Origin of the sequence: Hymenobacter nitidus, from assembly GCF_020447315.1 — a bacterium.
Classification (GTDB): domain Bacteria; phylum Bacteroidota; class Bacteroidia; order Cytophagales; family Hymenobacteraceae; genus Hymenobacter; species Hymenobacter nitidus.
In genome coordinates, this window is sequence record NZ_JAJADQ010000006.1 from 77,623 (window position 1) to 99,135 (window position 21,513).

Here is a 21,513-nt window from a genome sequence, read left to right on the forward strand (position 1 = left end):
TTCTGTTAATCGGCTTGTTAATCAGCTTGGCTACCAGTTTAGAGCGGGTCGGCGGTTACTTTGAAGCGGGAGTCGGCCCGCACGGTTACTTCCTTGCCAATGGTGCTGTTCACGGTAGCCTGGGTGTGCAGCGTGTAGCTGGGCGCTTTGAGGTACTTGTCCAGCTTGGCGCCGCTCGGGGTCAGCTCGATGCTGCTCACGCCCTTGGGCACCTGCGCCAGCGAGGCCAGCGGTACGATGTCGTTCTGATCGGTGCCGATGGAGATGCTGATGTTGTTCAGGAAGTCAAAATTGGCGGCCGACGGGTCGGTGATGGTCAGCGTGAACTTGGTCAGCGACACATCTTTTACCAGGTCGGCGTTGGTGTTGTTGTTCTTGAAGGTCTGCTCGGCGTTGGTCGTCACGGGCACCGGCAGAATCACGGGCACGGTAACAACGGGGCTGGCGGGAATCTTGATGTTCTGGCTGTAATCAACGTTAAAGGTCAGCAGCTCATTGATCTTTTTGCAGCTCATAATGCCCAGCAGCAGGAATAGCGGGGCCAGTAGCAATACTTTTTTCATGTTGGTCAGTTGTTGCAGAAGATGAGAAAAAGGTTGGAAGACGCACAACGCCGGCCCCATTGGATTAGTGCCGGCGTTGGTTGACAACAATATAGACGTTTGCAGTTTATAAGTACCCGCTTCTAGTCCATCATATCCGCTGCCCGGGGTGGCTCGTGCTTGAAGTCCGGGTTCCAGCTCATCGGATAGTTCTTGTCCAGGTAAGGCAGGGCGGCTTCGGTCAGGTACAAGGGCCGGAACGTGTCGACCATAACGGCCAACTCGTGGGTTTCCTTTTTGCCGATGCTGGCCTCTACCGTGCCCGGGTGCGGGCCGTGCGGAATGCCGCTAGGATGCACCGTAAACGAGGCCAGATCCACACCTTTGCGCGACATGAAGTTGCCGGCCACGTAGTACAGTACCTCGTCCGAGTCCACGTTGGAGTGGTTGTAAGGTGCCGGGATGCTGTCGGGGTGATAGTCGAACAGGCGGGGCACGAAGGAGCAAATCACGAAGTTGTGCGCCTCAAAGGTCTGGTGCACGGGTGGCGGCTGGTGAATGCGGCCCGTAATGGGCTCAAAATCGTGGATGCTGAAGGCGTAGGGGTAGAAATACCCGTCCCAGCCCACTACGTCGAAGGGCGAGTGGCCGTACGTCAGCTCGTGCAGATAGCCTTCCTTCTTGATCCTGACCACGTAATTGCCCGACTCGCGCACGTCGTCGGTAATCAGGGCGTGGGGCGGCCGGATGTCCCGCTCGCAGTAAGGCGAGTGCTCCAGCAGCTGCCCGAAGTGGTTGCGGTAGCGCCGGCAGGTTTCGATGGGGCTGAACGACTCGATGATAAGCAGCCGCACGGGGCCCTCATCAAAGTGCAGCTGGTGAATGATGGTGCGCGGAATCACGACGTAGTCGCCGGGCTCGAAGCGCACGATGCCCAGCTGGCTCCACAGCTCGCCGCTGCCTTCGTGCACGAAGATAACCTCGTCGGCCAGGGCATTCTTGTAGTAGTAATCCATGCGCCGCTCCGTGGGGTTGCAGATGCTCATGGTCACGTCGGCGTTGCCGATAAGCGTCTGCCGGGCCTTGAGGTAGTCGCCGCCGGTGGTGGTCTGGCCCAGGGTGCGCAGGTGGCTGGGTTCCAGGGGCCGGTCTTTCAGCAGCTTGGGCGCGTAAGGCACTGGCTCCCCGACCTTCTTGATCTGGGTGGGCGGGTTGATGTGGTAGAGCAGCGACGAGACGCCGTGAAACCCGAGCGTGCCCACCAGCTGCTCGGAGTAGAGCGTGCCGTCGGGCTGGCGGAACTGGGTGTGGCGCTTGTGCGGAATCTGACCAATACGATGGTAGTAAGCCATACAAAAGGAATTTTCGGGTGGGAAAACGGGTGGGGTTCCGGTGGGTGAAGGTAACAACTACCCGGCAAAAGCCGGCGCCCGGGCCCGGGCGGCCGGATGGTAGTAGCATACGTAAGAAAACAACATTGCCGAAAATGAATTCTCTCTTTGGGCTTGGTGTCTTAGGAGCTACGCCTAGTGCCGTACCTTTGGTGCCCCAAAACCTAAGCCCCCATTCTTGCCACCAGCTCACGCATTTTGCCGCTGGCCTTTACCTTATCAAGACTTCTACCCGTGCTTCATCTTCCTTCGTTGCCGAAAGCTTTTTCCTTCCTGTTCCTGGCCGGCACGCTGCTATCCTGGAATGGCAAGTCGCCCGCCCGCCCTACTCCGGTGCAGGCCCGCACGTTTGCCTTCGAATACACCGCCACGGTGAAGGATTTGCCAGCCCAGGCCAAGGAAGCCGACCTCTGGATTCCGGTGCCGCACTCCGATAAGTCGCAGGACATCAAAGATCTGTCGATTAGCTCGCCCTACCCCTACGAGCTGCTCGACGCGGCCCACGGCAACAAGGTGCTGCACCTGCGGGTGCTGAATCCCAAGCCGGCGCCCTTCTCCGTAACGATGAAGTTCAACGCCACCCGGCGCGAGCACAAAAACCCCGTGCTGATGCCCGAGGCCGGTGCCAAAAAGGAAAAAGAAGCCACCGACCCCGACATGCAGCGCTGGCTGCAGGCCGACCAGCTCGTGCCCCTCGACGACAAAATCCGCCTCTGGGCCCAGGAAGTAGTGGCCAAAGCCAACGCCAAAACCGACCTGGAAAAGGCCCAGGCCATCTACAACCACGTGGTCAGCACCGTGAAGTACGACAAGACCGGCCAGGGCTGGGGCCGCGGCGACATCTACTACGCCTGCGACGCCCGCCGCGGCAACTGCACCGACTTCCACGCTGTGTTTATCGGCTATTGCCGCGCCGTGGGCATTCCGGCCCGCTTCAGCATCGGCTTCCCCCTACCCACCGAGCGGGGCGAGGGCGAGGTAAAAGGCTACCACTGCTGGGCCGAGTTCTACACCAAAGCCACCGGCTGGGTGCCCGTCGATGCTTCCGAGGCCGCCAAAGACCCTTCGCGCCGCAACTACTTCTTCGGGGCCCACGACGAAAACCGCGTCGAGTTCACCCGGGGCCGCGACCTGACGCTGGCTCCGCGCCAGCAGGGCCAGACGCTCAACTACTTCATCTACCCCTACGCCGAAGTCGACGGTAAGCCCTTTGCCTCCGTCGACAAGCAGTTCCGCTACCACGACCTGACGCAGGCCAAGAAGTAGCCCGCCAGCACCGCCCAAACTCAGAACGGGGCCTTCCCTACCGTTTGCAGCCGGTAGGAAAGGCCCCGTTCCTATGTTTTCATAGGTCAGAAAGAATCAGTACACGAGGTATAGCTAGTGGCCCAAAGGGCGCTTGGTAAAGGTTATTAGCATGCTGAAAGGCCCGTCGGTGGTTGTGGTGCGGTAGGCCAGCTGCAGGTGGGAGGCCGTTAGCTCGGCTATCTGCCAGGTGTCGTCGAAGGCGCCGTTGCCGCCCGTAATGGTCAGCAGGCGGCCATCGGCACTCACCGACCATTCTCCCTGGGCCCGCTCCTTGGCTTGGGCGCTGCACCGCAGGCGGCCAGCCCGTTCTATGTATACCTGCTTGCCCCCGGCCCGCTCAAAGCGGATAACGTCGTCGCGCAGGCAAGGCTCTATCCGTTGGCGGGACGCTTTCGGGCCGGTGTTTTCCGTCCAGCTCGTCCACACCCAGTCGTGGTTTACCAATAGCAATATGCGCTGCTCTGCGGTCGATGGAGTTGTTTTGGTCCACGTCCAGGCTGCCAGCAACCCGACCACGCCCAGGAGCAGCAGGAAGTAGAGTCGTTTCATGGCAACCGGGTTTATAATGAGCCTTCTTCCGTTTCTGCCGCGCAGCATCGGTTTTCCAAATTTCCCCTTATCACCAGCCCTTCGCAATACCTATAACTGGGTATTTTTCACCGCTTTGGACTTAGGCAAAAAGCCGTCCGCCGGCCTTCCCATGCGAGAAGGCCGGCGGACGGCTTTTGTCAAACAAGCGCTGTTCCTATTTCAGCAAGCCCAGCAAGGCGGTGCCGTCGGCGGTGCTGCTCAAAGCGCGCAGGGCTTGCTGCAGCTCGGCATCCTGGTCGCGCAGCACCTGATAATACGCGGTTTTGCCGTAGGCGCTGCGGGCAATCAGGGCCTTAAGCTGGCCGCGCAGCAGCGTGGCGCAGCGCCGCATCCCGGCCGCATCGGCGGGCACGCCGTTGTGGGCGGCCTGCGAGGCCAGGGTTTGCAGCTGCACGTCGGAGATGCGGAAGGAGGTGTTGAACTGCTCGAAGCGCAGGCCTTCCAGCTCGCCTTTGTGGTCCTGGTAGAAGTTCAGGGCAAACTCCCGCACCAGGTTGTGGCTCTGCAAACGGGTGTAATACGCCGAGTAGGCCGATGTGTCGCGGGGCACAAAAAGGTCGGGCATGATGCCGCCGCCGCCGTACACGGTGCGGCCCTTGTCGGTGCGGTAGCGCAGCGAGTCGGCGAAGTGGATGCTGTCGGCGTGGAAATACTCACCGTGCTTCTGGCGCTGGGCCAGTTCCTGCTCATACTGGGCGTAGCCGCCGCGGTACGACTTCTGAATCGAGCGGCCCGAGGGCGTGTAGTAGCGGGCAATGGTCAGGCGCAGCTCCGAGCCGTCGTTGAGAGCAATGGGCTGCTGTACAAGGCCTTTGCCGAAGGTGCGCCGACCCACCACCAGGGCCCGGTCATGGTCCTGCAAAGCGCCGGCTACGACTTCGGCGGCCGAGGCGCTGCCTTCGTCTACCAGCACCACCAGCGGGCCTTCCTCAAACTCGCCCAGGGTGCGCGAGTAGGTTTGGGTGTCGTACAGGTCACCTTTGCCATCGGTGTAGACAATTTTCTTGGTGCCCCCGATAAACTCGTCGGCCAGCTTGGTAGCCCGGTCGAGGTAGCCGCCGGGGTTGCCCCGCAGGTCGAGCACAAGGCGGCTCAGGCCCTGCCGACGCAAATCGCCCAGCGCCTGCTTAAACTCGTCGTAAGTACCGCTGGCAAAGCGGCTCACTTTAATGTAGCCGGTCTGGTTGTCAAGCATGTAGGCCACGTCCACCGAAGAGTTCGGAATGCGGTTGCGGGTAACCAGCACGCTGATGGGCTTGAGCTGCTTGCGGCGCTGCACCAGCAGCTGCACCTTGCTGCCGCGGGGGCCGCGCAGCTTGCCAAACATCTCCTCGGTGGTGATGTGCACGCCCGAAACCTGCTCGCCGTTCACGGCCAGGATCCGGTCGCCGGGGTGCAGACCGGCCTGCTCGGCGGGGCCGCCGCTCAGGGGTGAAACGATGGTAACGGTGTCGCGGAACAGATTGAACTCGACGCCCACGCCGTCGAAGTCACTCTGCAAAAAAGCCGAGGCCTGCTGCTGCTGCTTGGCCGGAATAAACACCGAATGCGGGTCCAGGCGCTCCAGCATGCGGCTGATGGCGTAGTCGGACAGCGCTTCGGCATCGACGGAATCGACGTAGTCGCGGTCGACGTAGCTCAGAATTTCTTTGAACTTTAGGTAGCCCCGGGCCGTGCCGTCGGGGTTTTGGTCGGAAGGCCGAAACGGATTTGCTCCCAGCAAAATACCACAGGCCAGCACGATGGCCAGCAGCAGCGGCTGCCGCACCTGACGCCGCGAGTTGCGGGGGGCGGAAGTCGACGGGCTTACCGGTTCGGGCGCCTGAGCATCGTTTGGCTCAACATTCATAAGCGACTGAGAGAGTAGGAGTTCGAGCGATAAAGAAGAATAATAAGCCAGGGTAAGCTTCCAAATTTATTGAAACTTTTCCAAGAAACGCCCATGCAACATAGGAGCATCCGGATTTTCCAATAACAGTACAATTTTTTATAAATTAAGAACTATACAGGGTTGATATAGCTTGATAATCTACAAAAGCCGAACTATTCTAAAAGCCTGAAGCACAAAGATAAATCTATGATTTTTCGAAGTATGTCGCCTTTAGACGAATTACGCTGATGGCAGGACCGACGCGGCCTTCTGGCGGCTAAATGCGAGGGTGCCTGCCGGTGATATAGCGTGTCACCATTCTTGCGGGCTGTCGTATCTTTACGCGGCGCAGCGGGTTGTTTACTGCCACTGCCATCTTTTTCACGCATTCCATGGGACGTATCCTTGCCATTGACTACGGGCACAAGCGAGTGGGGCTGGCCGTCACGGATCCGCTCCAGATGATAGCCACGCCGCTCGAAACTATTCACAGCCAGGACCTGCTGACCTACGTCAAGACGCTGCACGCCCGCGAGCCGCTCTCGGCCCTGGTTATTGGCATGCCCAAAACGCTGCTTAACGAAGCCACCGACTCGACCAGCGCCGTGGTGGGCGTGGTGCGGCGCCTGCGCAAGGACTTTCCCGAGCTGCCGGTGCATGAAATTGATGAGCGCTACACTTCCCGCATGGCTCACGCGGCCATGCTGGCCGGCGGCTTGTCCAAGAAAGACCGGCGCGACAAGGCCATGGTCGACAAAGTAAGCGCCACTCTGATTTTGCAATCTTTCCTCGAATCCCGATGATTTACCCCATTGTTGCCTTCGGTGACCCGGTTCTGAAAACCCGCGCCAAAGACATTCCGGCCGATATGCCCGCCACCGAGCTGAAGCAGCTGGTAGCCGATATGTTCGACACCATGTACCACGCCAACGGCGTGGGCCTGGCCGCGCCCCAGATTGGCAAAGGCGTGCGCCTGTTCGTTATCGACTCGGCCCCGATGGTGGCCCGCGACGAGGACGATGAAGACGAAGAGGAGGAAGAAGCTGACGCTACCGAGGCGCCCGTGAAGCGGGCCTTCATCAACCCGGTGATGGTGAGCGAAACCGGCGAGGAATGGGGCTTCGAAGAAGGCTGCCTGAGCATTCCGGGGGTGCGCGAAACCGTGTACCGCCACGAAACCATCGTGATTCGCTACGAGGATGAGCAGCGTGTGCAGCACGAAGACACGTTTTCGGGCATGACGGCCCGCGTGATTCAGCACGAGTACGACCACCTGGAAGGTGTGCTGTTCACCGACCATTTGTCGAGCTTTAAAAAGCAGCTCATCAAAGGCAAGCTCACCCGCATCAGCAAGGGCGACGTGAGTGCCGACTACCGCATGCGCTTTGCCGGCCAGGGCCGGCGCTAAACCCCGCAGAACCAGAGCAGAAACTCGCTGGTCGGGCCGCAAAAAAGCGGGCTAGGCCGGCGAGTTTTTCGTTACTTTTGGCTAGATGGGCTACCCTGGTTTTTAGCTCTTCGCCCGCCTTTTGCTTCTGTTTATATGCGTAAAACCTCTACCCTGGTGCTCTTACTAGCGTTGTGGCTGTGGCCGCAGCAGCCTCAGGCCTGGGGCTTTTTCGGGCACCGGCTCATCAACCGGTTGTCGGTGTTTACGCTGCCGCCCGAAATGGTCGGGTTTTACAAGAGCAACATCGACTACCTGACCGAAAACGCCACCCGGCCAGACTCGCGCCGCTCGGTGGTGCCCGGCGAGGCCCCGCGCCACTTCCTCGACGTGGACGTGTACGGCGACAGTGCCCTCACCAAGCTGCCCCACAACTGGGCCGACGCCGTAGCCCGCTACGGGGAAGACTCGCTGATGCGTCATGGCATTGTGCCGTGGCACGTGGTGAAGATGAAGTACCAGCTCACCGAAGCCTTCAAAAAGCGCGACGCCGACCGGATTCTGAGCCTTTCGGCCGACATGGGCCACTACATTGCCGATGCCTGCGTGCCCCTGCACACCACCCACAACTACAACGGGCAGCTGACCGGGCAGCGCGGCATTCATGGGTTCTGGGAAAGCCGGCTACCGGAAATCCTGAGTGCCAACTACGACTTTTTCGTGGGCCAGCCGGTGTACCTGAAAAACCCGACCCAGACTATCTGGGACGTGGTGGGCCGCTCCAACGCCGCTGTCGACTCGGTGCTGCGCTTCGAGCGGGAGCTGACCACGCAGTTTGCCGAGGACCGCAAGTTTGGCTTCGAGGAGCGCGGCAACCAGACCGTGCGCGTGTATTCCCGCGACTTCACCAACGAGTACCACCAGCGTCTGAACGGGCAGGTGGAGCGGCAGATGCGCCTGGCCGTGAAGCTGGTAAGTAGCTACTGGTACACCTGCTGGGTAGATGCCGGCCAGCCCGACCTGGGCAAGCTGCCCCGCACCCCTTCCGAAACCGAGAAGCAGCGCCTGGCCAAGGAAGCCACCGAACTGCGCAACGCCCCAGCCGAAGCCGCCGTGCCTGGCCACGAGGATTAAGTACTACTTAGCGGGAAGGGCTTTGTCACTTAACGCTTCTGCGCCACCAGCTGCACCAGCCGGTGCGTTTCGCGCGTGAAGTCGGCGGCTTGAATGGGCTCCTCGTAGCGCAGAATGCGGAATCCGGCGGCAGCGTAGAGGTCCCGTAACTCATGGGTGGCAAAGCCTATTTGCTGATCGGAAGGCGTGTTCCAGGCGCGGTTTACCTCGGCGTGGAAGTTCTCGAACACCAGCAGACCACCGGGCTTCAGAGCCGCCTGCACCTGGGCTACGTGAGCGGTGTCGTCGGCGTAGCAGAGCACCAGCAGGTTCCAATGACTTCGGCCCCAGTCGTAGGTAGCGGCATCGTGCTCCAGGGCAGTGAGTGGCACGCCCAGCTGCTGGGCCTGTTGTCGGGCAAAGGCTAGGGCCTGGTCGGCTAAATCGATGCCGGTGACCTGCCAGCCTAGTTGAGCCAGGTGCAGCGCGTTACGGCCTTCACCCATGTTAATATCCAGGGCCGCGCCGGGCCGCAGCCGGCGTACGGCTTCGACCAGCAGAGCATTGGGCTGCGGGTTGAAACGGGTACTGCGCCAAGCGGGGTCGAGCAGGAAATGATTCCAGCGGGCCCGCTCATAGTCGCGCAGCTGCTCGGCAGTGGCATCGGGCGGGGGTGGTGGGTAGCTGGGCACGGCGCGGCTTGTTGGTTACTTGGCAACTGCTACACTTCCTGCGTCTGCGGCAGCCAGGCCACAAACTGGCGCAGGCCTTCCGTGAGACTGGTGCGCGGGGCGTAGCCGAGCAGCAGCTGGGCCTTGCTGATGTCGGCGAAGGTGATGTCGACGTCGCCGGCCTGCAGGGGCTGGAACGACAGCTCGGGCTGCACGCCCACCACCTGGCCCACGGCCTCAATCAGCTCGAGCAGAGGCACGGGGCGGCTGTTGCCCAGGTTTACGGTTTCGAACACGCCGGTGTGCGACAACAGGTAGCGCACTCCGCGCACAATGCCATCCACGGTATCGGCCACGAAGGTGTAGTCGCGGGAGGTGCTGCCGTTGCCGAACACCGGAATGGGCTGGCCGGCGCGTAGCAGGCGCACAAACTTGTGAATGGCCAGATCGGGGCGCTGGCGCGGGCCATACACCGTAAAGAAGCGCGCATTCAGCGCATCCAGCTTATACAGATGATGGTAGGTGTGCACCAGCTCCTCGCCGGCCAGCTTACTGGCCGCGTAGGGCGAAATGCAGGTGGCCAGCGTGTTCAGATCTTCCCGGAACGGCTTCTCCGGCGAGTTGCCGTACACCGACGACGAGGAGGCGAAAAACAGCTTGCGAATACCGCGCTGGCGCATCCACTCCAGCAGATGCACGGTGCCCATCACGTTGCTTTCCAGGTAAGAAGCCGGCTCCTGCACCGAAGGGCCCACGCCGGCCTTGGCCGCGAGGTGCACCACGATGTCGGCTGCCACGGCGGGCAGCGCCGCCGGGCCCTGGCGCAGGTCGGCTTCGTGGAAGGAAAAGTGCGGATGGTGGGCAAAGCCGGCCAGGTTGGCTTCCTTCACGGCCCGGGGGTAAAACGGGTCGAAATTATCGAGGCCGATGACGTGGTAGCCGTCGTGCAGCAGCCGCTCGCAGAGGTGGGAGCCGATGAAGCCGGCGCAGCCGGTAACGAGAACAGTAGAAGGTCGCAAGCGGGTCGAGGGAAGGGATGCGGGCAAAGCCGGAGCCGAAAAGGTCGGGAAAATATCCATCAGGTTTTCTGATTAGCCAGCAAGCTGCTTGAAATAACGACCAGGCCGTCGGGCCGGGGTAAATTAGAATAGCTGATCCCCAACGCCCTACCATACGAAGCGCTTACGGTTCTGATGATAACTCTATAAATGAATTGTGGTTTATTATAGCCAGATTATTCCTTTCCTTCTATCATCCTTGCGCCAGCGCGCCGCAGCGCCGATGTCGGCACCTGTCCCCGCCGGCCGGGCCGCCGGCGGGCTACTTACCTAACTTCTACGCTTCCCGCCGCAGCACCGCAGCTGGGGCGGCCCGACGGATCTTCTGCATGGCATCGGCTTCTGTTCGTTCTTTTTTTGCGCGTAGCTGGGTGCGGCTGCTGACCGTGCTGGCCGTGTGCGGCGCCAACTTTTTTGCCCACCTAGGCGCACTGCCCGTCACGCTGATGGAGGCTCGCAACTTCGTGGCCGCCCGCGAAATGGCCGCCGGCGGCTCCTGGGTGCTGCCCACCATGAACGGGCAGCTGCGCCTGGCCAAGCCGCCCCTGCCCACCTGGGCGGTAGCCACCGTGATGCAGCTCACCGACGGCACGGCCAACCCGGCGCTGCTGCGCCTGCCCGCCGCCCTTATGGCCACGCTGCTGGTACTGTTTTTCTGGGGCCTGGTCCGCGAGCTTACCCGTGCCGCGCCCCTGGAAGTCCAGGCGCCGGGGCGCACGGCCTGGTTGGCGGCCCTGGTGCTGGGCAGCAGTCTGCTGGTGGTAACGGTGGGCCGCGAGGGGCAGTGGGACATCTTTGCCAACAGCCTGGCCGTGGGCAGCCTGTGGCTGCTGGCGCGGGGCAGCAACCAGCCCGGACCGGCTTACGCCACCTTTGCCGGGGCCGGCCTGCTGCTGGGCGGCTGCCTGCTGAGCAAAGGCCCCGTGAGCCTCTACACCATTTTGTTGCCGTTTGTAGCCGCCTACCTTACCAACTGGCAGCCGGGGGGCCGGGCACGGTTGCGGGCCCACGGGCGCGGACTGCTGCTGGGGCTGGTCGTGGCCCTGGTGGTAGGCGGGGCCTGGCCGCTGTATGTGTGGCAGCATGTGCCGGCCGCCGCGGCCGCCGTGGCCCGCCTCGAAGTCACGTCCTGGAGTGAGCGGCACGTGGAGCCGGTCTGGTACTACTTCAACTTCGCCGTGTTCGTGGGCGTGTGGGCCCTGGTGGCCCTGGCGGCCCTGGCCCTGCCCTATGCGCAGCGCCGCGCCAACGGCTTTGTGCCCTACGGCTTCGCGCTGGCCTGGCTGCTGGCCTCTCTGCTGCTGCTGAGCATCGTGCCCACCAAGAAGGAGCGCTACATGCTGCCGCTGCTGCCGCCCCTGGTGTTGCTGCTCACCGGGCTGCTGCGCTACTGGGAGCAGGAAGTGGCCGCGCCCGGCAGCACGGGTAGCCGGGCCGACCAGTGGCTGCTGCGCGGCTGGGCCGGGCTGCTAACCCTGGCCGCAGTAGCCGGGCCCGTAGCCCTGGGGCTGGCGCGGCTGCCAGGCTTTGCGGTAAGCTCCCCGGTCTTTATCCTTATAAGCGTAGCCCTGGCTGCCCTGGCCGCTACCGCCGCGTGGGCGGGCTGGCAGCAGCGCCCTTCGGTGCTGATGGCCGCATCCATAACGGCAATGAGCGTGCTGATGCTGGGGCTGATGCCCGCCTACGCGGCTTTGAAAAGCCGCTCCGAAGAGCCGGGCCTGCGCCGCCTAACGCAGGTGCGGGCCCGGCCCGAGTGGCAGCAGTTGCCCTGGCTGGCCCTGGATGAGCTGCACATCGAGCAGGTGTGGAAGGCCGGGCACGCCGTGCCCACCTGGGTGGCCCCGCCCGACAGCCTACCGCCGCTGCCGGCCGTGGTGGTGGCCGCCGCTCCGATGCCGCGGCGGCTGCCCGAAGCCTGGCGGGGCCGGGTGCGGGTAGTGCGGGCCGACAGCTTTTACCTGGGCAGCAAGCGGGCCGACGGACAGTTTTTCGTGGGTGAGCTGGTGCCGGTGGATGGGCAGCCGAAGCAGAAGTAAAAGCCGGCTTTAGTCCAGCTGTTTACCCTTACTTTCGAAGCCACGTATTCTTTTGCTACTTCTGGCTACCTGTTCTTAGGCCTCTTACGAAAGCACCTGCCTATACCTATGAACCTAATTACTCGCACCAAGGTGCGCCTAGGCCTGCTCTGGGGCCTGTTTGGGCTGCTGCTGCTCAATACCAGCCTCTACCAGCTGCTACTGCACGTTCTTTTCTCTGGCTATGGAAACCGGGACCTGACTCACCCGGAGTATTTGATGCATCGAAAAGTCGATACCATCTGGGACTGGGAGGTGCTGCTTTTACTGGTGGGCTTGCTGGCGGCGGGCCTCTATAACTTCCGTCGGCTCAACCGGGATTTTCCTCGAAAGAACGGGACGTATGACTGGGCTCAGCTGCTGACCTTCCTGCTGGTTATCGTGCTGAGCCTGCTCTTATGTATAGCGCTGTGTATGCCCCGGGGTGGTATGCTGGGCTAGTCAACCACGAATTATCACAACGCTTGCCCAGGCTACGGTGCTTTCCAGGGTGGCTGGTACCAAGCCCGCGCCCCGCCGTATTCTGGTCTATTTACTCATTCTTTTCTGTGTCCCCATGAAAGGCCTTACCACCATTGTACTGCTCACCATTTCCAACCTGTTCATGACCTTCGCCTGGTACGGGCACCTGCAGTTCAAGAAGATTACCTGGCTGCACGGGCTGGGGCTGGTGGGCGTGATTCTGGTGAGCTGGGGGCTGGCCTTCTTCGAGTACGTGTTTCAGGTGCCGGCCAACCGCCTCGGCTTCCGGGAAAACGGCGGCCCATTCAGCCTGTTCGAGCTCAAGGTGATTCAGGAGGTTGTGTCGCTGAGCGTCTTCACGCTGTGCGCCGTCTACGTCTTCAAAACCGACAAGCTGGCCTGGAACCACCTGCTGGGTTTCGCCCTGCTGGTAGCGGCGGTGTATGTTATTTTCCGGAAGTGGTGAGGAGTGGCAGCAGCTGAGCTAACCCAGCATATCAGGTCGAGCAGTGCAAAGCGCCTCGCGGGCTAAAAGTTGTTGAAAAAGGACTTCTGGTGAGGATATACTTGCTGTCAATCCAAGGGCTGTATCCGGCCCGATCCACAAAAAGAACCTTCTCTTCGCTTCCTTCCGCTATGAATCGATTTGACCGCATCACGGCCATACTCATCCAGCTGCAGGCCCGGCGGGTGGTGAGCGGCCCGGCCCTGGCCGAGCAGTTTGGCGTGAGTCTGCGCACCATCTACCGCGACATGCGGACCCTGGAAGAAGCCGGGGTGCCCATCACGGCCGAGTACGGGGCCGGCTACTCCCTGGTGGAAGGCTACCGGCTGCCGCCCGTCATGTTTACCCGCGAAGAAGCTACGGCCCTGCTTACGGCCGAAAAGCTGGCTGCCCACCTCACCGACGCGCCCACGGCCCACCTTGGCGCCGCGGCCATGGATAAGGTGCGCGCCGTGCTGCGTCACCCCGACCGGGACCATCTGGCTACCCTGGCGCCCCATATTCAGGTGCTGGAGCCCCGCGACCAGGCCGCCCGCCCCAATGCCTACCAGCTGCTGGTGGCAGCCGTGGCTACCCGGCAGGTGGTGCGCCTGCGCTACCAGGCCGCCGACCACCACGCGCCCAGCACGCGCGACATCGAGCCTATCGGCCTGTATCTGAGCCAGCAGTGGCACGTAGTGGCGTATTGCCGGCTGCGGCAGGCCTTTCGCAACTTTCGCCTCGACCGGATTCAGCAGGTTGACCTTAGCCCGGAAGTCTTTGCGCCCCGCCTCGAAACGCTGCAGCAGTACTGGGCCGCTGAAGCCGACCGGCGGCAGAAAGAGAAGGTAGTAGTGCGCTTCCAGCCGGCCGCTATGCTGCCCGCCACCCTGCAGCGCCTGCACGACACCAAGCACCAGTACGGCTGGGCCCACGAGCACCCCTTGCCGGCCGGCGAGCTGGAAATGACCTTGTTTCTGGGCTCTTTGCCCTACCTGGCCACCTGGCTGCTGCCCTACGCCGGGGCCGTAACGGTGGTGGAGCCGCTGGCCCTGCACGAGCACCTGCGCGAGCTGGCCCAGCGCGCCCACGATTTTTTTTGCATCCCGCCAGCAAGGCTGACATAAGGCTGTCAGTATTGGCCGCGACGTTTGTGGAGTCAAGTGACAAACACTCTTTTTCTCCATCATCAGCAGCAAGCAGCTACATGCAAAAGCGCACAATTGACCCCTGGAAATGGGGCGAGCAAACCAACTCCGTTCAGGCCGTGGAAATCAAGCAGGCCGAGGGCACGCTCTACTGCTCCGGGCAAGTGGCCATCGATGCCCAGGGCCAGCCCAGCACCGCCGACATGCGGACCCAGCTCATTCAGGTGTTTCAGAACCTGGAGCAGCTGATTCGGGAGGCAGGCTACGACTGCGCCGGCATCGTGCGCCTGAACGTCTTCACCACTTCGACGACGGAGTTTTTCACGACCTGCGTGGATGTCTACCAGGGCTGGACAACGCGGCACGGCATCCGGCAGGCTACCACAATGCTGGAAGTGCAGGGCCTGTTTGCGGGCCTGACCATTGAAGTAGAAGCCACGGTGGTTAAGTAGGAGCCGCCAGGCCTGCGTGGCCCCGCACGACACGACGCGCCCTGAAAACAAGAGGCTGAAGCTACTAGCGCTTCAGCCTCTTGCTGGTTCTGGTAGTCGGGCCGGGTGTTAATTGCCGGAACTTACCCCAGATAGGCCATGTCCTCGGCGCTGAGCTCAATGGCGGCAGCGGCCAGGTTTTCGCGCAGGTGGACCAGCGACGAGGTGCCGGGAATCGGGAGCAGCAGGGGCGACTTGTGCAGCAGCCAGGCAATGTTGAGCTGGGCTTCCGAGACGCCGCGCTGCCGGGCCATTTCGGTCAGCTTGTTGCCGGCACTGGGCAGGCCGTGCACCAACGAGAAGAAGGGCACCAGCGGAATGCCGTGCTGCTCGCACAGGGGCAGCACTTCACCGCCCCGGGTTTCGCCGTGGCCGTCGTTGAGGGTGGTGCGCTGGGCGTAGCCGTACATGTTTTCCACGCTGGCTACCTCACCCAGCTGCAAGGCGGCGGTCAGCTCCTCGGGGTTGACGTTGCTGACGCCCACGTGCAGGATTTTGCCCTCGCGCTGCAACTCGTACATTGCGCCCATCGACTCGGCGAAGGGCACGGCGGCGCCCGGCATCACCCGGAAGTGCACCAGCTGAATCTGCTCCTGGCGCAGGGTACGCAGGTTGTTTTCGATGCTGGTCCGCAGGTTTTCGGGCGTATTAAAAGGTATCCAGCTTTTATCGGGCCGCCGGGCCCCGCCTACTTTGGTGCAGATAACCAGGTCGTCGGCGTACGGGTACAGGGCCTCGGCAATCAGCCGGTTGGTCACGTCGTCGCCGTAGTAGTCGGCCGTGTCGATGAAGTTGACGCCGCTGGCCACGGCGGTTTTCAGGATTTCCAGGGCCTGGGGCCGGTCGGCAGGCTCCCCCCAGATGCCGGGACCGGTGAGGCGCATGGTGCCGTAGCCCAGGCGGTTGACTGTCAGCGGCCGGGTTGAGTTGGGAGCTATGGTGATGGTAGTGGACATAGTGGTTGCGCGAAAAGAAGCGTACAAGATAGATTGCGGACACCCGGTTTCCCGGCGGCCGGCGCGCCGGCGCTTTCGTCGTCAGGTGCCGGCCCTGACCAGTGCAAAGGTGGGTACTCCTTCGGTGGCCGGTGTGGTGAGTACTTCCGGATAAATGGTGAATACTTCCGTTTTTCAGGGCCGACCAGCTAAAATTCCGGGGTAGGGTGCCGGGCGGGCCGGGGTGAGCGGCTGAGTCGCGGCCACGAGGCTCAGCTGCGGTTCAGCTTACCAATAGGCCCCAAACATAGGCCATCGGCTATACAGCCGGCAACTTGCCGCACCTGAATGCGTAGGGAAAGCCGCTGCCCGATCTGGCGGCTTCACCTCTCCCACCCTATGCGCAACGTATACTGCCGGCTTTTGCTTCTGCTGGTATCAGCCTTTTCCCTATCTCCCGTTTCGGCCCAGAAAGTGGGTCTGGTACTCAGCGGCGGCGGCGCCAAGGGCCTGGCCCACGTAGGCGTGCTCAAGCAGCTCGAAAAAAACCAGGTCCCCATCGACTACATCGTGGGCACCAGCATGGGCGCCATCGTGGGCGCCTTATACGCGGCAGGCTACTCGCCCAAGGAAATCGAGGAAATTGTGCTCAAGCCCGAGTTTCAGAACTGGGTGTCGGGCGCACCCCTCGAAGGCAAGGTGTATAACTACTACGACGTGGACCCCACCCCGGCGGCCCTGCACCTACGCCTGGCCGTCGACTCGACCCTGAAAACCCGCGTGACGCCCAAGCTGGTCGACGACGTGACCCTGAACTACGTGCTGGCCACGATGCTGGCCCCGGCCGGCGCCATTTCCAATTACGATTTCAACAACCTGCTGGTGCCCTACCGGGCCGTGGCCTCCGAGGTGTTTACCCGCGAGAAGGTGGTGCAGCGCAACGGCTCCTTGTCGGATGCGGTACGCAATTCCATGGCCTTCCCGCTGGCCTTCCGCCCCATCCGGCAGGCCGACGGCCGCTACCTCTTCGACGGGGCCGTGGTGGATAACTTCCCGACCGGGGTGATGCGCGAGGAGTTTAAGCCCGACATCATCATCGGGGTGAATGTGGGCGACGTGGCCTTCAACAAGTACCCCAAGGAGAAAGACGACAAGCTGCTGACCAGCACCCTGGTATTCCTGGGCTCGAACGTGGCCGATACGCTGTCGGTGGGCAAGAACGGCATCTTCATCCAGCCCGATCTGGACGGCATCACGGCCGCCGACTTCAACAAGGTGCGCCAGCTGGTGCAGCTGGGTGAGCAGGCCGCCGAGAAGAAAATGGCCCTGACCCTGCGCCGCATTCAGCGGCGCGAAGACACGCTGGCTCTGCAGCAGCGCCGCCGCGCCTTCCAGGAAAAAGCGCCCCGCCCCGACTTTAAGGAAATAAAAGTGCAGGGCCTGCCGCGCCAGCAGCAGGATTTCGTGCGCCGTTTCTTCGTGCGCAACGGTACCAGCTACTCGCCCGGCGACGTGGAAGAAGGCTACTACCGCCTCGTCAACAACGACTTTTTCAACAACGTGTACCCGCGCATCCGCTACGACAAGCAGCAGGAAGGCTACGTGCTGACCGTGGACGCGCGCCAGAACAGCAACCTCACCGCCGACCTGGGCGTGATGCTCTCGACCCGTTCGATGAACAACTTCTACATCGGGGGCGCCTACCGCTACCTGAACCGCTACCTCTACACCATCCGGGCCGATGCCACCATCGGGCGCTTCTACAACGGGGCGCGGGGCTCGTTCCGCATCAGCATTCCGGGCCGCATTCCGCTGTACTTTGAGCCCACGGTCACCTTCAACAACTTCAACTACCAGGACACGGGCGGCCTGCTGGGCTCCACGGCCCAGAACACCCAGCTCAGCCAGCGCGACTTCAAAACCGAGCTGCAAATCGGCTTCAGCCCCAATTACCGCAGCCGCTACACCCTGAGCGGGGGCCTGTTTACCAACCGTGACCAGTACGCCAACACCGACGAAATCAGCAGCAACGCCCAGCTCGACCTAGACCGCCTGCAGGGCCTGACGGCCGCTGGCCGCTTCGAGCGTAACTCTCTCAACCGCCGCCAGTACGCCGTCAGCGGCAAGCGCGTGGAGGTCAGCGTGCGGGGTGTTACGGCCCAGGAAAAGTACACGCCCGGCACCACCGCCGGCGACCTGCCCGAGCGTACCAAAACGCACACCTTTCTGAAGAGCAACCTCTTCATCGAGCAGTACTTCACCTTCAACAAGGTGGACTCGGTGGGCCGCAAGGTGCACGCCTGGGGCTATATTCTGGATGCCGTGGCCACCACCCAGGGCCCGTTTGCCACCTACCGCGCCTCGCTCACCTCGGCCCCGGCTTTTTTGCCCCTGCCCGACTCGCGCACCCTGTTTCTGGACCGCTACCGGGGCACGGCCTACGCCGCCGTGGGCCTGCGCTACACCCGCGCCGTGCTGGGCCAGCTGGAGTGGCGCACCGAAGTCTACGGCCACGTGCTGGTGCGGCCCTGGGAGCGGCAGCTCGACAATACGGTGCTGGCCCGCCGCGGCAATACCGTCAGCCGCCCCTACCTCACGGCCATGACCGGCTTCGTGTATGAAACGCCCGTGGGCCCGGCCGCCCTGCAGTTTATTCACTACGACGACCGGGACAATAAATTCGGCGTCTTCGCCCACATCGGCTACGTCCTCTTCCGCGACCGGTCGTTGGATTAGCGGTGAGGTAGTGAGTTAAAAACCCGTGTCCTTGCGAGGCGCAGCCGTGGCACCCGCAGGACAGCGCCGCTAATCCGTCCGCTGAAATGTGCCGAGCTTCCTTTACTGAAAAGCCCTTTCCTGCTCGTGCGGGAAAGGGCTTTCTGGTAGAAGGACGGGACTACCTGCGCAGAGGACGGATGGCTTCGCCAGCTCGCCATGACTGACGAGGCAGAACATCACTCACCACCTCACTATTTCGCCACTGCCTGCGGGTACACGGGGGGCTCGGTGGCGTGGGGCTCCCGGGCGTGCGGGCTGCCCGGGGCGGCTTCGCAGCCGGCCAGGATGGCGCAGGCCATCGTCTGGCCTTTGTACACGCGGTTAAAAAAAATGGCCGCCAGCCACATGGCCACGATGGGCGCCACCCAGTACAGCCACAGGCCGGCGTAGCTTTGGGCGGCCACGGCGCTGCCCAGGGTGCGGGCCGGGTTTAGGCTCATGCTCGACAGCGGGCTTTCGAAGGTGATGTAGAGCAGCAGCAGCGCGCCAATCAGCCAGCCCGTGGATTTGCGCAGGCGCTCGTGGTGCAGCGCCAGCAGCATAACCAGCATCAGAATAAAGGAAATGACGAACTCGGCCCCGAAAGCCACGAGCTGCCCGTGCTCCGGCTTGGGCTCGGTCACCAGGTAGTTGATGGCCGGGTGGGCAAAGGCCGCGCCCAGGGCCAGCTTGAGCAGCTGCCCGATCAGCAGGGCGCCGGCCAGCTGGGCCAACATGTACCAGCACGCGTCGGCCCACCGGATTTTGCCCAGCTGCCAGAAGGCAATGGTCACGGCCGGGTTGATGTGGGCGCCCGACTTTTTACCCCACGGATTATACACCAGCACCACGATGACCAGACCCATGCCCAGCCCGATACCGGCGCGCCGCAGCAGCTCCTGCCCAGCCAGGGCCTGCTGCACCGGGGAGGCCGGGTGCTCAAACAGGATGGTAAGCAGCGTGCCGCAAAGCATAAAGAAGCCGATGCCGGCCGCCTCGGCCACGTAGTGCGGCCAGTGCCGGCGCCAGGCCCGGCCCATGTCAGGAAAGAATGTCATTAGCTGGTTCTACGCAAACGAGAAGCCCATGCCCACCGGCCTGGTACGGCTATGGAACCGCCCGGCGGCCCCGTGGTTATGAGCAAGGGCCTACGGCTGCACCAGAATCATGGCTGAGGAGGCAGGTAGGCTGAGCGGTTGGCCGGCTTCCACCGTCAGCTGACCCAGCCCCTTCTGGTTGATTTCCTGCCCGCGCAACACGACCGTATAACTCCCGGCCGGCAGCGGTACTGAGCTGGCCGCGCGGTTGCCGTTGAAGAGCACCGTGATGCGGCCCCAGTCGTCGCCGTTGGCGTGGTTCAGCAGCTGGTAGCCGATGGTATTGGCGGGCATGGCGGGCAGAAAGGCCAGGTGCTTTTCGACCAGCGCCCGGGTGGGCAGGCGAAAAGCGGGGTGCGTTTTGCGCAGACCAATGAGCTTCTGGTAAAACTCGAACACGGCGCGGTGCTGCGCCTTGCGGGCCCAGTCGAGCTGGTTTACGTTGTCGGGCAGGTTGTAGGAGTTGTGCGAACCGCCCTTGGTGCGCAGGAATTCGTCGCCGACGGGCAGAAATGGAATGCCCTGGCTGGTAAAGACGATGGTGTTGCTAAACAGGTCCATCTTAATCAGCTCTTCCTCCGAAGCGCCGGGGTTGGCCACCGTGAGCTTGTCCCAGAGCACCCGGTCGTCGTGGCAGGCCACGTAGTTGATGGCCTGGCTGGGCTCGTTGGCCCAGGGCGCCTTCGAGTAGTTCACCTTGGCGTAGTCGAGCTGGGGGTGCTGAGTGGCGCCCACGATGCCGAATTTTACGCTTTCCTCCAGGCCGGGCTGGCCGCTGGCAAAGCCGGGCTCGGTTTGGCGGGCGTAGTGGCCCTTTACCGCGTCGCGCAGCTCGTCGCCGAAGGCGGCAATGCGGTCCAGCTTCGGAATATTGGCTTTTACGGCCCGCTCGGTTTCGGGCAGCGGGCTGCTGCCGGCCGTCCAGCCTTCCCCGTAGATGAAAATGCTGTGGTCAATTTCGTCGAGGGCCACGCGCACGGCCCGCATGGTGCGCAAATCCAGGATGCCCATCAAATCGAAGCGGAACCCATCCACGTGGTACTCCCGGGCCCAGTACGCCACCGACTCCACGATGAGCTTGCGCACCATCGTCCGCTCGGAAGCCACTTCGTTGCCGCAAGCCGCCGCGTCGGAGTAGGTACCGTCGGGCCGCTGCCGGTAGTAGTAGCCGGGCACGAGCTGGTCGAAAGAGCTGCGGGCGGCATCGGCAGTGTGGTTGTACACCACGTCGAGCACGAGGCGCAGCTCCTGGCGGTGCAGAGCCTGTACCAACTGCTTGAACTCGCGGATGCGGCTGGCGGGGTCGGCGGGGTTGGTGGCGTAGGAGCCCTCGGGCACGGAATAGTGCAGCGGGTCGTAGCCCCAGTTGTAGCGGTTTTCTTCCAGCCGGTTTTCATCTACGGAAGCAAAGTCGTTGGTGGGCAGCAGGTGCAGGTGGGTAATGCCCAACTCCTGCAAGTGCTGCAACCCGGTGCTGACGCCCTGCGGCCCGCGGGTTGCGGGTTCGGTGAGGCCCAGGAACTTGCCCTTGTGCGCAATGCCCGACTGCGGGTGCATGCTCAGGTCGCGCACATGGGCTTCACCGATGACGATGTCGGTGGCCTGTTTCAGCTCGGGGCGCCGGTCGTCGGGCCAGCCGGCCGGGCTGGCGGTGGCCGGGTCGAGCAGGGCGCCGCGCAGGCCGTTGATACCCACGGCGTGCACGTAGGGGTCGGGCACTTCGGCCATCTGCTTGCCCCCAATGGTGGCCTGCACCACGTAGAACCGCCCCGGCGGCTGGGCCGGCAGCTGGTACACCCACGTCCCGCCCGCCGACTTCTGCATGGCGTACGTGGCCACCGGCTCGCCGCCCATGCCTTCGGCGTAGAGCTTAAGCTGCATGCTTTCGGCCGTGGGTGCCCACACCCGCAGCGTGGCCTGCCCGCGCACGAAGGTCAGGCCCAGGTCGGAGCCGGTGTAGGTGGGGTAGGCCGCAAAGTCGGGGAGTTTGGCGCCGCTTTTATTCGACACGGCGCAGGCGGTAGCCACCAGGAACAGGCATAGGAACAACAGAAACTTCATAGAAGTAAAGTTGCTGAAAAGCGGGCAGGAATTACTGACGGCTGAGGCCACAGCGGCTCCCTACTAATTGCC

The 21,513-nt window shown here is 62.7% G+C and carries 19 protein-coding genes; 10 read left to right on the top strand and 9 right to left on the bottom strand.

All coding sequences use genetic code 11. The annotated features are described in order from the left end of the window. Positions 1-38: 38 nt before the first annotated feature. Both LGH70_RS12595 and LGH70_RS12600 read right to left on the bottom strand, forming a co-directional pair. A complete protein-coding gene (locus LGH70_RS12595; RefSeq protein ID WP_226186073.1) occupies positions 39-563 on the bottom strand; it encodes a hypothetical protein in 525 nt (174 codons plus the stop codon). A gap of 122 nt (positions 564-685) precedes the next feature. Next, the gene (locus LGH70_RS12600; protein WP_226186075.1) at positions 686-1,894 is read right to left on the bottom strand and encodes a homogentisate 1,2-dioxygenase; all 1,209 of its coding nucleotides are present in this window, start codon (positions 1,892-1,894) and stop codon (positions 686-688) included. A gap of 273 nt (positions 1,895-2,167) precedes the next feature. Here LGH70_RS12600 and LGH70_RS12605 point away from each other — a divergent pair, with 273 nt between their 5' ends. Beyond that, a complete protein-coding gene (locus LGH70_RS12605; RefSeq protein ID WP_226186077.1) occupies positions 2,168-3,199 on the top strand; it encodes a transglutaminase-like domain-containing protein in 1,032 nt (343 codons plus the stop codon). A gap of 114 nt (positions 3,200-3,313) precedes the next feature. Here the strand turns inward: LGH70_RS12605 and LGH70_RS12610 are convergent, their stop codons facing one another. Together LGH70_RS12610 and LGH70_RS12615 are read right to left on the bottom strand one after the other, a co-directional pair. Continuing rightward, positions 3,314-3,790 carry a lipocalin family protein gene (locus LGH70_RS12610; protein WP_226186079.1) on the bottom strand — a complete coding sequence of 159 codons (477 nt, stop codon included), beginning with the start codon at positions 3,788-3,790 and terminating at the stop codon, positions 3,314-3,316. Positions 3,791-3,986: 196 nt separating this feature from the next. Continuing rightward, positions 3,987-5,681: a S41 family peptidase gene (locus LGH70_RS12615; protein WP_226186081.1), complete on the bottom strand. Its 1,695-nt coding sequence runs from the start codon at positions 5,679-5,681 to the stop codon at positions 3,987-3,989. Positions 5,682-6,094: 413 nt separating this feature from the next. Here LGH70_RS12615 and ruvX point away from each other — a divergent pair, with 413 nt between their 5' ends. The 3 genes from ruvX (at position 6,095) to LGH70_RS12630 (ending at position 8,223) form a co-directional block, all read left to right on the top strand. After that, positions 6,095-6,505 (top strand): Holliday junction resolvase RuvX, encoded by a 411-nt coding sequence (gene ruvX / locus LGH70_RS12620; RefSeq protein WP_226186083.1) that lies wholly within the window; start codon positions 6,095-6,097, stop codon positions 6,503-6,505. After that, positions 6,502-7,110 (top strand): peptide deformylase, encoded by a 609-nt coding sequence (gene def / locus LGH70_RS12625; RefSeq protein ID WP_226186085.1) that lies wholly within the window; start codon positions 6,502-6,504, stop codon positions 7,108-7,110. Before ruvX ends, def begins: the two co-directional genes overlap by 4 nt. Positions 7,111-7,245: 135 nt before the next feature. After that, positions 7,246-8,223, top strand: coding sequence for a zinc dependent phospholipase C family protein (locus LGH70_RS12630; RefSeq protein ID WP_226186087.1), 978 nt, complete (start codon positions 7,246-7,248; stop codon positions 8,221-8,223). A gap of 29 nt (positions 8,224-8,252) precedes the next feature. On the opposite strand, the gene LGH70_RS12635 is transcribed toward LGH70_RS12630, so the two are convergent. Both LGH70_RS12635 and LGH70_RS12640 read right to left on the bottom strand, forming a co-directional pair. After that, positions 8,253-8,894: a class I SAM-dependent methyltransferase gene (locus LGH70_RS12635; protein ID WP_226186090.1), complete on the bottom strand. Its 642-nt coding sequence runs from the start codon at positions 8,892-8,894 to the stop codon at positions 8,253-8,255. 29 nt (positions 8,895-8,923) lie between these two features. Then, the gene (locus LGH70_RS12640) at positions 8,924-9,892 is read right to left on the bottom strand and encodes a GDP-mannose 4,6-dehydratase (protein ID WP_226186092.1); all 969 of its coding nucleotides are present in this window, start codon (positions 9,890-9,892) and stop codon (positions 8,924-8,926) included. Positions 9,893-10,260: 368 nt separating this feature from the next. On the opposite strand from LGH70_RS12640, the gene LGH70_RS12645 reads away from it, so the two are divergent. The 5 genes from LGH70_RS12645 (at position 10,261) to LGH70_RS12665 (ending at position 14,552) form a co-directional block, all read left to right on the top strand. Further along, complete coding sequence (locus tag LGH70_RS12645; protein WP_226186100.1) at positions 10,261-11,967, top strand: ArnT family glycosyltransferase; 1,707 nt, start codon at positions 10,261-10,263, stop codon at positions 11,965-11,967. Positions 11,968-12,075: 108 nt separating this feature from the next. Then, positions 12,076-12,447, top strand: coding sequence for a hypothetical protein (locus tag LGH70_RS12650; protein WP_226186102.1), 372 nt, complete (start codon positions 12,076-12,078; stop codon positions 12,445-12,447). Between the two features lie 115 nt (positions 12,448-12,562). Then, positions 12,563-12,934, top strand: coding sequence for a DMT family protein (locus LGH70_RS12655; RefSeq protein WP_226186104.1), 372 nt, complete (start codon positions 12,563-12,565; stop codon positions 12,932-12,934). Between the two features lie 170 nt (positions 12,935-13,104). Continuing rightward, on the top strand, positions 13,105-14,079 hold the full coding sequence (locus LGH70_RS12660) for a helix-turn-helix transcriptional regulator (protein ID WP_226186106.1): 975 nt from the start codon (positions 13,105-13,107) through the stop codon (positions 14,077-14,079). Between the two features lie 80 nt (positions 14,080-14,159). Next, positions 14,160-14,552, top strand: coding sequence for a RidA family protein (locus tag LGH70_RS12665; protein WP_226186107.1), 393 nt, complete (start codon positions 14,160-14,162; stop codon positions 14,550-14,552). Positions 14,553-14,674: 122 nt separating this feature from the next. Here LGH70_RS12665 and LGH70_RS12670 read toward each other — a convergent pair whose 3' ends face one another. Continuing rightward, positions 14,675-15,547, bottom strand: coding sequence for an aldo/keto reductase (locus LGH70_RS12670; protein WP_226186108.1), 873 nt, complete (start codon positions 15,545-15,547; stop codon positions 14,675-14,677). A gap of 378 nt (positions 15,548-15,925) precedes the next feature. Here LGH70_RS12670 and LGH70_RS12675 point away from each other — a divergent pair, with 378 nt between their 5' ends. Beyond that, positions 15,926-18,262, top strand: a complete 2,337-nt coding sequence (locus LGH70_RS12675) for a patatin-like phospholipase family protein (RefSeq protein ID WP_226186112.1) — start codon at positions 15,926-15,928, stop codon at positions 18,260-18,262. Positions 18,263-18,495: 233 nt separating this feature from the next. Here LGH70_RS12675 and LGH70_RS12680 read toward each other — a convergent pair whose 3' ends face one another. Then, positions 18,496-19,341, bottom strand: coding sequence for an MIP/aquaporin family protein (locus tag LGH70_RS12680; protein ID WP_226186114.1), 846 nt, complete (start codon positions 19,339-19,341; stop codon positions 18,496-18,498). 90 nt (positions 19,342-19,431) lie between these two features. Beyond that, entirely contained in the window at positions 19,432-21,441 is a 2,010-nt protein-coding gene (pulA, locus tag LGH70_RS12685) for a type I pullulanase (RefSeq protein ID WP_226186116.1), read from the bottom strand. Positions 21,442-21,513 lie beyond the last annotated feature (72 nt).